The following is a 14,605-nucleotide window of genomic DNA, read 5'->3' on the forward strand; positions in this document are numbered from 1 at the left end:
GATCCTATTCCCCTTTTATGAAATAATAAGTTCTTGTTTCTCGATATGTTCCATTACGCTTTCGAGTTCCTGCATCGTTTCTATCGTAAAGTGCGCCCCATTTTCAACGAAACGATTGCGAACTACTTCTATTTTTTCACGAAGTTCTACCGAATCCATATTCTCCACTTCCTCTTCCGTTAAACCGAGCTCGCTACTGCCAAGAATTACACCAACTGTCCACATTCCAGCATTTCTACCTTCTTTCATATCTGATACTGTGTCCCCAACTTTTATCATATGGTTCATCGGATACACACCAAGTTCCATTGCATTTTTATAGCACATCCATGGATATGGACGGCCTGCTGGAACATCATCTGGCGTAACAAGAAAATCAGGTTTATATCCTTGTAACGCTGCTTCCTTTGCTACAATATCCATCATTTCTCTCGTATAACCAGTCGTTGAACCAATTTTAATTCCTCTTTCACGTAAAGAAGCAATCACTTCTTTTACTCCATTAATCGGCGAAGCATAGCGTGGTAAAATAGCGAAGAGAATCTCTTCAAATTCTTCATACATCTCCTGAATGTCTGCTTCTGTTGGTAATTGTTGGAAAACACGATTCCACTCACTCGCAATACGAGGCATCTCAGTAAGTGCCCTTACATGATCTATTTTTAATAACCCCATTGGCTTACGAGCTTCTTCTGCTGTAATTGCTACACCCCGTTTATGAAAAATCTCCATGAATACTTCTAGTGGTGCAAAACATCCGTAATCAACTGTTGTCCCTGCCCAATCAAAAATAACTGCTTCAATTTTCATTCTGTCCATCACCTTTCTTACTTATCTTTTTTGCCATTGTGAAGTTCGGTTACGAAGTGCTTTCGTTCCCCATTCATATACAACTCTTACTACAATATTTGTAACAACAATAAGCACACTCATTGCAGCTGCTGGCGCCACATTTCCTGCATCATCCATATTTACGATTGATACGGCAGCTAGTTTAAAATCAGCTGCATATAGGAATACAACTGCCGATACAGTTACCATTGAATTTACGAAGTAGTACATTACCATTTCTAAAATTGCTGGTAAACACATTGGTACCGTTACTCTAAAGAATGTTTTATAAAACGGAATACCCATCGACTGCGAAACAAGCTCAAACTCTCGATCTAATTTCTTTAAAGCAGTCGTTGCCGTGACAAATGTTACAGAATAAAAATGAATGATATTTACTAGTACTAACACAGCGATTGTTCCGTATAAAGAATGAAACGGGTTCGTTACTGATAGTCCCAAAATTTGAATCGTTGGTTGACTAAAGAAAAAGACATATCCTAATCCGAGTACTAAACCTGGTATGGCTAAAGGAACGATAGAGAAAAAGTAACCTGTTTTTCGGAAGAATTGTAGCTGGTCTATTTTCTCAATTGCATATGCAAATACAAATGTTAAAATCGCCCCAATAACTGCTGTAACTGCTGAAACAATTACGCTATTTTTAAATGCTTCAAGTCCATCTCCTGTTAAACTCGAAAAATTAAAATGCTCAAATGTAAAACTCATATTATATGGCCATACTTTCACACTTGCAGCAATACCAACTGCCACAAATAACAGAATGATCATAAATGTAATCACACTACAGTATATGAATGAGATGACATCTCTTTTCTTATTAGCTATTATTCTGTATGGTACTGCTTTTGAAGATAAGAAATTCGCCTGCTTTCTTTGCGTAATACGATCAACTGCAAATGCGAATATAGCTGGGATTAATAAAATCATTCCAACTGTTGCACCCATCGACATATTTTGCTGTCCAATTACTTGTTTGTATACGTCAGTAGCAAGCACATTATATTGTCCACCAACAATTTTTGGTGCCCCAAAATCAGTGAAACTAAGTGTAAACACAACAAACATTGCACTAATTAATCCGTACTTTACACTAGGTAAAGTAACCGTGAAAAATTGTTTTGTTTTACTCGCCCCTAGCATATTAGAAGCTTCATATAAACGATAATCGGATCCTTGAAAGGCAATTAGTAATATGAGAAAGGCTTGCGGAAATGTATACATAACTTCAGCTATTACAATTCCTACTGGTCCATATAAAGGGATTTGTATACCTTCAAATAACCCAAACATTCCTTTCGTTACTAGCCCTTGATTACCAAATAAATATGTAAGTGCTATACCGTGCATCATCGTTGGTGCAAACAATGGTAATAACGCTACATACTGAAATACACGCTTTCCAAAAACATTCGTACGGGCAATTGCATATGCGTAAACGAATGCAATTGAAACTGAAATAATTGTTGTTGCGCCCGAAATCCATACCGTATTTTGTAAAGACTGAACTAAAGTTGGTGTTGTAAAATATTTACTGAAATTCGCTAAACCAATGAAAACTCCATCTTTATTATAAAAAGCTTGTGTAAATAGTTGTAATAGTGGTAATACAAGTATGACAAGGAAGGAAAGAATCATACCGATAATTACAAGCCTTTGGATCCATTCCTCTTTCCCTATACTTCTCTTAATCTTTTTTTTCGCACTTTCTACCTTGTAGTTTTCTAACATCTCCATCTATACAATGACCTTCTTTCCATATGACAACATATGATTTTCTGAGAAAGAGATTTGAATCGGCTTTCCTTTTCTAATATCAGCTACTTCTACTTCTGATGCTAATATATCCACTACAATTTTCTCATTATAAAGGTGTGTGTTTTCTTCTACGACTCGCACTTCCGTTCGATATACAGATCCACGAAATTCCATACTTTCCACAACTGTTTTAATACCGTCCTTTTGTACAATTGTTACATGTTCAGGACGAATTGCATGCTCTTCGTTATTTTTCGAAAAGAAATTAATAGAACCAATAAAATCTGCCACAAACGGATTGGCCGGTCTTTGATAAATCTCCTCTGGTGTTCCAATCTGCATAATTTCCGCATGATTCATTACAACAATTTTATCAGCCATCGTTAATGCCTCTTCTTGATCATGCGTGACCATAATAGTTGTTACTCCTACTTTCTCTTGCAAATCACGCATTTCTCTACGTAACTTTTCACGTACTTTTGCATCTAAAGCAGATAACGGCTCATCGAGTAACAAAATATCTGGAGACAGAGCGAGCGCACGTGCAAGTGCCACTCGCTGCTGTTGTCCACCAGACATTTGAGCAGGATATTTATCTTTTACATTCAGCAAATCTACAAGTTTTAACGCCTCTAGCGCTTTCTCTTTTACTTCTACTTTTCCATATTTTTTTGTCTTTAAGCCGTATTCAATATTTTCAAGTGCTGTTAAATTCGGAAATAATGCATACGATTGAAACACCATTCCGAAGTTTCTCTTTCCAGGAGGTAATGCTGTAATATCTTTTCCATTCACAGCTATACTACCTGTTGTTGCCTCTTCTAGCCCTGCTAAAATTCGAAGCAATGTCGTTTTCCCACAACCACTTGGGCCTAATAAACATACAAACTCATTTTTGTTCACAGTAAAAGAAATATCTTTTAACGCTGTAAATGCATCAAACTGTTTTTGAATGTGTTGAATTGATAAATATTCGCTCATTTTTTCTCTCTCCCACTCACTTACTTTTTCGGTTCTGCTTTTTGGCCAAACTCTTTTTCCCATTTTTCTAAAATTTTGTCACGATTTTCTGCTGCCCACTTAAAGTCATTCTTTTTGTATAACTTTTCTGTTACATCTTTAGGGAATCCATCTGGAAGTTTATAATCATTTTTAATTGTCGCAAATCCATTTTTCTCGAAGTATAACTTCATTACATCATCAGTAATCGCCCAATCTAAAAATGCTTGCGCTAATTTTTCATTTTTTGCATTATCTTTTTTAATAAGTGCGTTCGCTTCTACTTCCCAACCTAATCCTTCTTTCGGCAATACAACTTCAACTGGTGCACCTTTTTGTTTCTCTTTCAAAGCACTATAAACCATTGATACGCCAACTGGATATTCACCCGCTCCTGCTAATTTCGCTGGTTTTGATCCTGAATGCGTATAACTTGCCATATTATCATGAAGTTTCTTCATGTAATCCCAGCCTTTATCTTCACCCATGATTTGTAGCCATGCAGAAACTGTTAAAAATCCTGTTCCAGATGATGCTGGATGTGGCATAACAAGTGTTCCTTTATACTCTGGTTTCGTTAAATCTTCATATGATTCTGGCATCGGTAAATTTTTCTTCTTTAACTCTTCTTTATTTACAGCAATCCCCGTCATAAATGCAGTATTTCCTACCCATTTTTCAGGTTGCTTATCATCTTTAAATTGTGGAAGAACACGATCTGCTCCTTTTGGAGAGTATCCTTTTAACATATCTTTTTTATCTAAAGCTAATAGACTTGATGCCGCAGTTCCCCATACAACATCTGCTTGTGTATTTTTCCCTTCAGCTAGCAATTTCGCAGTAATAACTCCTGTTGAATCACGTACAATGTTCAATTTCACATCAGGATATTTCTTTTTAAAGGAATCAAGATAAATTGGTACAAGCTCTTCTTCAATTGCTGTGTAAACAGTTAATGATCCAGATAATTTGTCATCTTTCACTTTCGCTCCAGCACTTTCTTCCTTCTTTGCACCACACCCCATTAATAACGAAAATACCATTCCAGTCGCTACAGCTTTAAAGATTGTTTTTTTCACTGTTTCTCTCTCCTTTTACAAATCTTATGTACAACTCAAATATAAACAACTAGTGTAAAAGCAGTATTAAACCAACATTAATCTTTTGTTTGTTGTTTGTTTTTGTGTAATACGTTGCTACTTCTATGTTTTTTCGCATTTTTCTGCTAATAGAAAACACTAAATTTACAAATAATTAAAAAAACCTTTATAATCCCACAAAAAAATGAGGCGTTTGTAAAAAACGCCTCATTTTTGTTTCCCTTTTTTTGAATTACGATTCGCATACTTTGCGCTATTTTCTCCTTCATACTCTAATGCAAATTCTGCATCTGGTAAGCTTTCTTTCGGAGTTTTATTATTATTGATTGCCGCATTTTGTTTCACTTTTCTTTTTACCAATACATTCACCTGCTCTCAAGAAATCACTTTCTACTCTAGTTTGAAACAACTTAAAATAATTATTACTGGCAAGTGTTAACAAGTACATAAGAGGCGTTAGATGGAAATACTACATATGAAGAAATCATTATAAAAAGGAGCGATAATTTTGAAGAAAAAAGAAAAGATTCAATCACCCATTTTAGACGAAACGCTCCCGCATCAAATGAATTTTCCATCTTTTAAAGGAACAGGAAAAACGATGCAACAACCTTTTGTGAATCAATATAATGTTGTAATTGGAGACAGTAAATATAATTCCGAGAACAGTCCGCTTAACAATTGGAGTGATGAAGTAGATCCTGCCATTATGGCTGGCGATGAGTGGATCCATCCTACAAATGATATTGGGTGGATTTCAGAAGAAAATCAAGAGTTGCTAAAAAACGAAGCGGATAATAAAGATGAAGCTTTCATGCATCCACAATTTGGAATTAACGACTAAAAAACCATTCTACCTAACGTAGGTAGAATGGTTTCATACTATCCAATAATAATCCGCTCTTTCGGGTATTTATAGCGAGGTGGTTGTTCCCTTCCACCACTAGCTAAAATAAATGTTAAAATACCAACGCGTCCGATAAACATAAGCACAATAAGTACAAGTTTCCCAACAGTTGTTAAATCAGGCGTGACACCTGTTGATAGTCCCGTCGTTCCGAAAGCAGAACAAACTTCAACAATTAAGCTCATAAGCGGTACATTTTCCGTAATAGATAAAATGAATAGCGCAGTAGCACATAACAAAATCCCCATCGTCATAACGACAGATGCTTTCAGTACATCCTCTTCATGTAGCTGACGTTTGAAGACTCTAACTGTTCTACCGCCCCTTGCAAAGGTGTATAGTGACAATATACTAACAGCAAATGTAGTTGTACGTATTCCGCCCCCAACCGAACTTGGAGATGCCCCTATAAACATTAATATACTCATAAATAAAAGCGTCGGTTGTGATAATTCACGTATATCCATTGTTGCAAGTCCACCACTTCGCGTCGTCACAGATTGGAATAATGTATAAAATACAGTTTCATGCCATGACTTTCCTACTAAAAAATGATTTCTCTCCAGTAAAAAAATCATAATTGTACCCACAACAACGAGTGCAAAAAATGTTGTTGTCGTCAATTTTGTAAATAATGAAAAACGGAATAATTGTTGTCTCCTTTTACTAAGGAATTGTTTCACTTCCATTAGCACAGGGAAACCAATCGCTCCTAAAATAATTAGTAACATATGAATCATTTGAACAATATAATCTTTTTTATAAGGAATTAATGATTGTCCTGTTAAATCAAATCCGCCGTTCGTAGTCGCACTAACAGCTGCAAAGAAACCGTGAAAATAAGCTTCTTGCCAAGTCGGAAAGTAAAGTAAAAATCTTGTCCCCAATAAGATTGCTCCAATAAGTTCTATTGAAATAATTACAATTAAAATAGAACGCATCAATTCTACGAGACCCGATAAATTTCCTTGATTATGGTCTGCCATAATTAATCTTCTTCTTTGCAAACCAATCTTTTTCCCCGTAATGATCCAAACAAATGTCCCAAGCGCCATAATTCCTAAGCCGCCTAATTGTAAAATAAGAGCTAAAACAATAATTCCTGCTGTAGTAAACGTATCTGAAATCGTAATAACAGACAGTCCCGTAACACTTACCGCACTAACCGATGTAAAAAGCGCATCTATAAATGTCCATTTCACACCAGGCTTCGTAACAAACGGTAAACTAAGCAATATCACCGATACAACTACCGCTAATAAATAAAACAAAACGATGAGTTGTACAGGACGTAATTTTTGTAAAAACTTTTTTATATCTCTCATTCCATCACTTCGCTACCTTTTTTCTATCGATTAAATAAAGAAAAATCTTTACTTTCTTTATTTGTAAATAACTGCTCAAATAATTTGGCAAAGACCATTCCATATACAGTTCCATTACCTCCATACGGCAATGCATAAAACAAATTATGTATCTTTTCGTCTTCTTTTAAAATGGGGAGACCATCATGAGTACCACCAAATGCGGCTGCCCAATAGTAGTCTGCCTGTATATTTTTATACTGCGGGAACATCTCTTTTACAATATTAATAAGGATATCACGCTTATGCAATAATTTCGTATCACCAATTGTTTGAATTTGTAGCGCTTCATCTAATCCGCCTACAATAATGCGGTTTCGATACGTTCGAAAATATAAGTAGGGCCGTGCCGTTTCCCAAATTAACGATCGCTCATGCCAGCCTTCAAATTGATCTATTTCATTTGTTACAATTGCATAAGAGGTGTCTACTGTTGTATTTTTTTCTTTCTTTCCAAAAAGCGCCTCATAACCTGTCGCCATAATAATATTCTTTGCTACAATTTGATTTCCTGTTTTCGTGTAACAAATTAAATCATTTTTGCGTTTTTTTATATGTATTGCCTCTGTATGTTCATATATATTAGCTCCCATTTGGTTTGCTTTATGCAAAAAACTATACGCTAGTAAATACGGATTCACCTCAGCATCACCTTGCGTATATAACGCTGCTTGTTTTGCAAAAGAATAACGTTTCTTAATATCAGCTTCTGTAAAATATTCAACTGGAAATCCATAATTCTGTAACGTATTATATTCCTCTTGTAAAAATGAGACATCCTCACTTTTACTTGCATAATATAAACTATTTCGCGGAATAAAATGGGGATTAATATCAAGAGTCGGTATAACCTCTTCCATTGTTCTTAGCGCTTCATAACAAAGCTTATATGCTCGTACCCCTTTTTCTTTACCAAATGTATGGATAAGAGAGGTTAACGATTTATCATGAAGAAATTGTAGTAAACCTGTATTAGCAGCTGTGCTACCACACACAATTGCTCTTTTTTCAATAAGTGTAACACTCATGCCAATTTTCGCTAACGAATGCGCTATATGAGCACCGGCTTCGCCGCTTCCAACTACGAGCACATCACATATCATATCATTTTCTAACAGTGGATAACAAGGTACAGAAACTCCTGTATTCCAAAACAACTTACCCATCATAAGTTTCATAATTATACTCCTAAAATATAAATTTCTCCTTTCTATGTTTTGTTATTTTTCATAAAAAAATCCAACTAACATAGGCTAGTTGGATTTTTTTATTTTTAATTAGAACGCTCTTCAAGCCAATTTCCAATCGTCGGATATGTTTGTTTTACAGCTGTTCCACCGTAAACGATAGACATATGCCCTGTTGGTAAACATACATATTGTTTATCTGTGCTAGAAATATGGTCTAGTAATGCTTCTACTTGACATGGCAAAGCGATATGATCGCGTTTCCCGGAAATATTTAAGACATTCGCCTTAATATTTGCAAGGTCTACCTTTTGTCCGCGAATAACGAGTTCACCCTTAACCAACTTATTATTTTGATAAAAATCACGAATCCACTGTCTGTATGATTCACCTGGGAACGGAATACCATCACCAACCCACTTTTGAACCAATCTCCAGCTTTCGACGAAGCGCTCATTCTCTGAACGATCTACTAAAGCAACATATGGACCAACAAAGTTCGTAATTGGCTTTAACATTTTGTTTCCGAAATCAATCATTTCTGGCGGAATATTTCCAAATGTATCAACCGCTTTATCTAAATTGAAGTATTTCTCATCTAATAAAGGGCCATACAATCCTGTTTCAGAGAAATCAAAAGGACTTGTCATGAAAATTAAATTACGAATTGGCATGTGCGGATGAAGTGCTGCATAAATAGAAGTTAGCGTTCCACCCATGCAATAACCAAGTAAAGAAATCTCGTCCGATTTTGCAGTTCGCATTACTTTTTTTACTGCTTTTGCAATATAATCAAACACAAAATCATCAAATTTCAAATGACTATCTTCTAAACCAAATGTGCCCCAATCAAGCATATACACATCAAAACCACGATCCACTAGATATTCCACTAAACTATTTCCAGGAGTTAAATCCATAATATATGGTTTATTAATAAGAGCATATATTAACAGAATTGGAACTCTTTGTGTTTTTTCTTGTTTTGGAATGTAGCGATAAAGCTTCGTCTTATTCTTCGTCCAAATAACCTCTTTCGGCGTTAACCCTACTTGCGGCTCTGGTTCACGTAATAAAATTTCACTCGCCCTTTTCACTCGGCGGTATGCTTTTCGGTACTCTTCTGGGTATAGCTCTAATTGCTTTTCCCATTCTGTTGCGAATGTAGTCATTTTTCTATCTCCTTTTTGGTCGATTTCCTTCTTAAAAAAAGAAGTGCATTCCTGCTATGGATATGCACTTTTTTCTTACTTCATTACATATATAATCCGCCGTTAATGTTTAATTGTTGACCTGTGATATACGCACCGTCACGGCATAGGTATACTACACCTTTTGCAATTTCATCGGCTTGACCAAAACGTTTTTTCGGGATTTTTGCAACGATTTTTTGACGTACTTCTTCTGGTACTTCTGCTACCATTTCAGTATCAATAAATCCTGGGCAAATAGCGTTTACAGTGACATTTGTTTTTGCAAGTTCTAACGCTAATGATTTTGTAAATCCTAACATACCCGCTTTTGCTGCTGAGTAGTTTGTTTGGCCAAATCCACCTGCTTGACCAATAATAGAAGAAATGCTAATAATTCTTCCTTCTTCCGCTTCTGTTATGTATGGAAGAACAGCGCTTGTCGTATTAAATACGCTACTTAAATTCACGTCAATTACGCGCTCCCAATCTTCACGATTTAACTTTTTGAATGTACGATCTCTTGTAATACCAGCATTATTAACAAGAATATCAACTTTACCAAAATGATTCACAGCTTCTTCTACAAGTCGGTTTGCATCTTCTACTTTAGAAACATCCGCTTGCACTGCATAAACATCATGTCCGTCTTTTCCTAATTCATTTACTAAATTTTCAGCTGCTTCTTTACTGCTATTATAGTTAATAACTACTTTTGCTCCCTCTTGTGCTAATGCTACTGTAATTGCTTTTCCAATTCCTTTTGCTCCACCTGTTACGATTGCTACTTTTCCATTTAATTGAACCATTTCTTTTCCCCCTTAAATGAATTTGTGAACGATTGTTATGAATCATTTTGGTACTCATACTATAGAGTCCATATATAATTATGTTTCGCTGTTTATACGTGAAAAGAGATTCTCCCTCTCTCTTTTATCTGTTATAAACAAGCGCTTTTATCATTTTTTATTTTCTGGCTTATTCGCAGGCTTTACCTCTTCTTTTACAGGTACTTGTAGTTTAGCTAGTACTGCATTTTGCTTTTCTAGCAATTCTAAAATTTGATCTACTTTTGTTTCAAGCGTACGAATATCTTGTTTCACTTTCGTCACATCACGCTTTAATGTAGGAGCTTGTCCTAAAGAATCGACTTTCTCCTCTAGAAACTCCTCAATGTTATCTACTTTATTTTCTAAGTTAATAACTAGCGTAGCTACTCTTGCGATATCCTCTTTCGTCGGCACATTTACTTGTTCTAAATAGTTTTTTGTCGTATCATTTAATGCTTTTTGATAAAACAAATTCAAATCTAGAACGCTGCCCATCCAAGCAGAATATTCTTCTGTTTTAATTGTTTCATTGAGCGCTTTTCCCCAAAATGTTTCGGTTTGTTCATAAGCATTTTTCCATGCTTGTAGTGGATCGAATTTTTGATCAATCACTTTACCTACACTCCCTTTTTCGTTTTTGAAACAATTCAACCTATTCACTATTTTCTAATATTCTGAATAAAACTTCAAGTCTATATTTTATTTTTTTCTATTTTCTAACAAATGTGTTGACTTTAAAAACAGATAGGTGTAAATTGCACTTATAAGCAAAAAATTCCATCTAACTGATTCATGAGGTGATGCACAATCATGCTACAAAATGAACCAGAACAACGCGAAAGTTTGGAGAGCAACCAAGCGAAGCAACCAAACTCCATGCCAAAAAACTTCTTAGTTCCCTTCTTACTTCTCTGTCTAAAAGACTGGAGTCTTCATGGTTACAAACTTATTCAAATGCTAATGGATATCGGCTTTTCTTCTGTTGACCAAGGTAATGTTTATAGAACACTACGCAAATTAGAAAAAGAAAACCTTATTTCTTCTACTTGGGATACAAGCGATGGAGGGCCGGCAAAAAGAATTTATTCTTTAACTGAATATGGAGAGCAATATTTAACAACATGTGCGACTTCTTTTGAACATTATCAAAATATGTTGCGAACGTTTTTCACGTTATACACCAATGCATTCTTTCCATTTTCTACTTCTCCAGAAAAGGATGAAAAGGATTCTTCATCTTCACCTGGTGGTACAGCAGAGTAATCTGCGTTCACAATATGCAAAAAAACATTTGGGGGTCAAACAATGGAAACTAAACCATACGAATTAGTCGATGCATTTTGGAAAAACTGGTCTCAATCACTTTCCCTTTTCTCTTCAGCTGGGAAACAATTAGAGCAGCTTACTTTAGAAACATTAAAACAACAACAAGACGCTTTGCATAAATTAACATCAGGAGTAGATGAACTAGAAAAAGAACTACAACAACTCACTGCTCAGTTCAACAACCAATATACAGATTACGTGAAACAATTAACTGGAAACTCCTTAAATGATCAAATTAACGAGTGGCAGGACAAATGGAAGGAACTTTCTGCTCATATGCATCAACTTACTGTTTCTCCTACAAAAACATCTTTGTCAATTCTTACACAAACAAGCGGTCAATTTGAAGAAACAACAAAACAATTTATTGAGCAACAACAATTACAACGTGAAGAGGCTCAAAAACAGTTAGAGGGTTTTTTGGAAGAGTTCAAGTCAAAACAGTTGGAACTCGCAAAAAAGTTCGAGGAAAACTCAAAAAATCTATTTACTTCCATCAAGTAAGAAAAATGTGGGAGCTAACTGCAGCACAAACAAAACTCTTTCTTCCTCCTACTACATCAAGATGGCTGGCATTTTTCGATATGGAAAAGAAGGAGGACAAAATGAATCCATTCCAAGAAGCACAAACCGTCCCGGAGCTTCATTATGATGAGATTCAAGTCGGTGATCAAGCATCCCTTACAAAAACAATTACAGATGAAGATGTTATCAATTTTGCAAAATTGACTGGGGATGTGAATCCTATTCACATTTTAGACTCTTTTGCAAAAACGACAATGTTTAAAGAACGCATTGCCCATGGTATGCTCGTTTCGAGTTTTATTTCTACCATCCTTGGAACGAAACTCCCAGGCAAAAATACAATTTATTTATCCCAAAATGTTTCATTCCGTGCCCCTGTCAAAATCGGTGATACACTTCGCGTTGTGGCAGAGGTTATTAAGAAGCGTGACGATAAAAAAATCATTACGTTGCAAACAAATATATATAATCAATCGGATGATATTGTCGTGGAAGGTACAGCGACAATACTAAAAAAAGAGTAGCAAATTTGCTACTCTTTTTTCTATCCAATAACTTCTAATCACACCGATTACTTCCGCGTATGAGCACGCCGGTTCCACATAAAATAACAGTACCAATTCAGATAAGTACTTATCTGGACTGGATTACTCATAAGGATGTGTATCATCATGGCAAAAACAAACAAATTACTAGTTCCAGGTGCTGAACAAGCACTTGATCAATTTAAATATGAAATTGCACAAGAATTCGGCGTAAGCTTAGGGTCTAATACAGCATCTCGTTCTAACGGATCAGTTGGCGGTGAAGTAACAAAACGTCTTGTTTCTTTAGCTCAACAACAATTACGCGGATAATAATATAACATATGGCTTAGAGGCAGATATTCTCTGCCTCTTTCTATTTTTCACATACATAATCGGACTTTTTCACATACTAGTAAGAGCAAACAGAAAGGAACGATATATAACATGAAACGGATTAACATTCGTATGAGTCCTCCCCGCGTTCTTACTTTGTCTTTTATCATGTTATCAATTATAGGTACATGCTTATTAAAGCTTCCAATCGCTACAACAACGTCTATTTCATGGCTCGATGCTTTATTTACAACAGTTTCTGCCTGTACGGTTACAGGGCTTGGTGTTGTGGACACTGGAAAAGTATTTACTTTGTTTGGACAATGTATCATTTTAACGCTTATACAAGTTGGCGGACTTGGTATTATGAGCTTTGCTGTCTTAATTGCGATTATGCTCGGCAGAAAAATCGGTCTTCAAAACCGTATTTTATTACAACAAGCATTAAATCAAACGAATATAGGCGGCGTCATCCGTCTTGCCAAAGCATTATTTTTATTCTCTTTTACAGTCGAATGTATCGCTACTTTAATTCTTTCTTTTGAGTGGGTACCAAAATACGGGGTTACCAAAGGGATCTATTATAGTTTTTTCCATTCAATCTCAGCCTTTAACAATGCTGGTTTTTCTGTGTGGAGCGATAATTTAATGTCCCATTCTCATAGCATTATTGTCAATTTCGTCATTTCCTCTCTCATCATTTTAGGTGGAATTGGTTTTACAGTGATCGTAGACATAAAAAGAAAGAAAAACTTTAAAAACCTTACACTACATTCAAAACTTATGCTCTCTTCTACTCTAATCATCAACATTATTGCTACCCTTTTTATTTTTATATTCGAGTTCCATAACTCTCTTTCTATGAGAGGTTTTACCCCATTTGAAGAAGGAATGGCCTCTTATTTCCAAGCAATTTCAACGCGAACTGCCGGGTTTAATACAGTTGATATTTCTACATTGTCAAAACCTTCCCTGCTATTAATGATGCTACTTATGTTTATTGGTGCTGGTAGTGCTTCAACGGGTGGGGGGATTAAGTTAACAACATTTTTAATCATATTTTTTGGTGTATTTAAATTTTTACAAGAACAAGAAGATATTGTCGTATTTAAAAAATCCATTAAAGATACTCTCATTGTCAAATCATTAACCATTACTATTATTTCTATTTCATTTATCTTTTTTGCTATTTTAATTTTGAGTATTACTGAACGAGTTCCTCTATTGATGAGTGCTTTCGAAGTATTTTCAGCATTTGGGACTGTTGGCCTCAGTATGAACTTAACACCCCACTTAACTATAATTGGAAAAGCGATTATTATTTTTATGATGTTTTTTGGGAAAATGGGTCCTTTAACATTGGCATTTTCATTTGCTCGTAAAAAGAACCGAAAAATAAAATATCCGAATGAAGATATTTTAACAGGTTGACAACCGTATAAATTATCCATATAATGAGAATACAATAACATATCTCCAAAGGGGAGTAGCGTCCAAGAATATATCTTGGAAACAAAGTCGTCATTACGTAGAACTTAGTTCTTCCGGCTTTGTTGGCATTTTTATTACATATGTCTAGCAAGACCTTTGCCTATTAACGGCAGAGGTCTTTTTTGCATTCATTTCCAGATTCTCCCAAAGTTAATAGGCAGGAGTATGGGGAAACTAAATAGTGGGGAAATTCTTCACTTATTTAGAAGTTATAGA

16 protein-coding genes and 1 riboswitch are annotated in these 14,605 nt (G+C 35.5%); of the genes, 6 read left to right on the plus strand and 10 right to left on the minus strand.

From position 1 onward, the window contains the following. Positions 1-15: 15 nt before the first annotated feature. The 5 genes from phnX to GBN78_RS30115 form a co-directional block, all read right to left on the minus strand. A complete protein-coding gene (gene phnX / locus GBN78_RS07580) occupies positions 16-810 on the minus strand; it encodes a phosphonoacetaldehyde hydrolase (protein ID WP_000687363.1) in 795 nt (264 codons plus the stop codon). Between the two features lie 21 nt (positions 811-831). After that, a complete protein-coding gene (locus GBN78_RS07585; protein WP_000425518.1) occupies positions 832-2,589 on the minus strand; it encodes a putative 2-aminoethylphosphonate ABC transporter permease subunit in 1,758 nt (585 codons plus the stop codon). Continuing rightward, positions 2,590-3,591: a putative 2-aminoethylphosphonate ABC transporter ATP-binding protein gene (locus GBN78_RS07590; protein WP_000006192.1), complete on the minus strand. Its 1,002-nt coding sequence runs from the start codon at positions 3,589-3,591 to the stop codon at positions 2,590-2,592. 20 nt (positions 3,592-3,611) lie between these two features. Further along, the gene (locus GBN78_RS07595; RefSeq protein WP_000750895.1) at positions 3,612-4,688 is read right to left on the minus strand and encodes a putative 2-aminoethylphosphonate ABC transporter substrate-binding protein; all 1,077 of its coding nucleotides are present in this window, start codon (positions 4,686-4,688) and stop codon (positions 3,612-3,614) included. 228 nt (positions 4,689-4,916) lie between these two features. Further along, the gene (locus tag GBN78_RS30115; RefSeq protein WP_000240799.1) at positions 4,917-5,069 is read right to left on the minus strand and encodes a hypothetical protein; all 153 of its coding nucleotides are present in this window, start codon (positions 5,067-5,069) and stop codon (positions 4,917-4,919) included. A gap of 148 nt (positions 5,070-5,217) precedes the next feature. Between GBN78_RS30115 and GBN78_RS07605 the strand changes: the two genes are divergently transcribed. Then, on the plus strand, positions 5,218-5,553 hold the full coding sequence (locus GBN78_RS07605; protein ID WP_000726027.1) for a DUF3905 domain-containing protein: 336 nt from the start codon (positions 5,218-5,220) through the stop codon (positions 5,551-5,553). 38 nt (positions 5,554-5,591) lie between these two features. Here the strand turns inward: GBN78_RS07605 and GBN78_RS07610 are convergent, their stop codons facing one another. From GBN78_RS07610 to phaR, 5 genes are all read right to left on the minus strand, one after another. Next, positions 5,592-6,941: a TrkH family potassium uptake protein gene (locus GBN78_RS07610; protein WP_001204707.1), complete on the minus strand. Its 1,350-nt coding sequence runs from the start codon at positions 6,939-6,941 to the stop codon at positions 5,592-5,594. 23 nt (positions 6,942-6,964) lie between these two features. Further along, a complete protein-coding gene (locus GBN78_RS07615; RefSeq protein ID WP_000772521.1) occupies positions 6,965-8,158 on the minus strand; it encodes an NAD(P)/FAD-dependent oxidoreductase in 1,194 nt (397 codons plus the stop codon). A 95-nt stretch (positions 8,159-8,253) separates the two neighbouring features. After that, entirely contained in the window at positions 8,254-9,339 is a 1,086-nt protein-coding gene (phaC, locus tag GBN78_RS07620) for a class III poly(R)-hydroxyalkanoic acid synthase subunit PhaC (RefSeq protein ID WP_000206336.1), read from the minus strand. 83 nt (positions 9,340-9,422) lie between these two features. Continuing rightward, positions 9,423-10,166, minus strand: a complete 744-nt coding sequence (locus tag GBN78_RS07625) for an acetoacetyl-CoA reductase (RefSeq protein ID WP_000250407.1) — start codon at positions 10,164-10,166, stop codon at positions 9,423-9,425. A 150-nt stretch (positions 10,167-10,316) separates the two neighbouring features. Continuing rightward, positions 10,317-10,799, minus strand: coding sequence for a polyhydroxyalkanoic acid synthase subunit PhaR (gene phaR, locus GBN78_RS07630; RefSeq protein WP_000566942.1), 483 nt, complete (start codon positions 10,797-10,799; stop codon positions 10,317-10,319). A gap of 198 nt (positions 10,800-10,997) precedes the next feature. Between phaR and phaQ the strand changes: the two genes are divergently transcribed. The 5 genes from phaQ (at position 10,998) to GBN78_RS07655 (ending at position 14,329) form a co-directional block, all read left to right on the plus strand. Continuing rightward, positions 10,998-11,450 (plus strand): poly-beta-hydroxybutyrate-responsive repressor, encoded by a 453-nt coding sequence (phaQ, locus tag GBN78_RS07635; RefSeq protein ID WP_000939955.1) that lies wholly within the window; start codon positions 10,998-11,000, stop codon positions 11,448-11,450. A 42-nt stretch (positions 11,451-11,492) separates the two neighbouring features. Next, positions 11,493-12,017: a polyhydroxyalkanoic acid inclusion protein PhaP gene (gene phaP / locus GBN78_RS07640; protein WP_000448594.1), complete on the plus strand. Its 525-nt coding sequence runs from the start codon at positions 11,493-11,495 to the stop codon at positions 12,015-12,017. A 101-nt stretch (positions 12,018-12,118) separates the two neighbouring features. After that, on the plus strand, positions 12,119-12,562 hold the full coding sequence (locus GBN78_RS07645) for a MaoC family dehydratase (protein ID WP_030024144.1): 444 nt from the start codon (positions 12,119-12,121) through the stop codon (positions 12,560-12,562). Positions 12,563-12,709: 147 nt separating this feature from the next. Then, complete coding sequence (locus GBN78_RS07650; protein ID WP_001140707.1) at positions 12,710-12,895, plus strand: alpha/beta-type small acid-soluble spore protein; 186 nt, start codon at positions 12,710-12,712, stop codon at positions 12,893-12,895. 114 nt (positions 12,896-13,009) lie between these two features. Continuing rightward, complete coding sequence (locus GBN78_RS07655; RefSeq protein ID WP_000822329.1) at positions 13,010-14,329, plus strand: TrkH family potassium uptake protein; 1,320 nt, start codon at positions 13,010-13,012, stop codon at positions 14,327-14,329. 38 nt (positions 14,330-14,367) lie between these two features. Next, positions 14,368-14,541, plus strand: a riboswitch (yybP-ykoY riboswitch). Positions 14,542-14,605: the final 64 nt, after the last annotated feature.

The sequence above is a fragment of the Bacillus sp. B2-WWTP-C-10-Post-4 genome, from assembly GCF_009183805.1.
GTDB classification, from domain to species: Bacteria; Bacillota; Bacilli; order Bacillales; family Bacillaceae_G; genus Bacillus_A; species Bacillus_A cereus.